Source organism: Paraburkholderia sp. SIMBA_030 (genome assembly GCF_046535245.1).
Taxonomy (GTDB): Bacteria; Pseudomonadota; Gammaproteobacteria; order Burkholderiales; family Burkholderiaceae; genus Paraburkholderia.
The window spans coordinates 1-295 of the sequence record NZ_JAWRXB010000280.1; the positions used below are offsets into that span (position 1 = coordinate 1).

Sequence of the window (295 nt, forward strand, 5' to 3'; positions counted from 1 at the left end):
GACCAGCAACACCGCCGAGATTAACAAAGGCATCAAATTTGGTAATGGTACAACCAACAACCAATTTGCCTTAGGCGACACCATTAATGTTAAAGGCGACAGCAACCTAACCAGTACCACGACCACTGATGGCGTACAAGTTAGCCTAAACAAAAACCTAGCTCTAGGAGATAGTGGCAGCGTAACGACTGGTGCCACAACCGTTAATGGTAATGGCATCACCATCACCAAAGCAGCAGGGGCTCCTGCTGGCATCACTAATGTCAGCTTGACCAATACAGGGCTTGATAATGGT

General features: G+C 47.5%; 1 protein-coding gene. It reads left to right on the top strand.

Annotated features, from left to right (window positions below; translation table 11 throughout):
* A partial coding sequence (locus SB772_RS40010; RefSeq protein ID WP_410838518.1) for a hypothetical protein occupies positions 1-295 on the top strand: 295 nt, incomplete at both ends.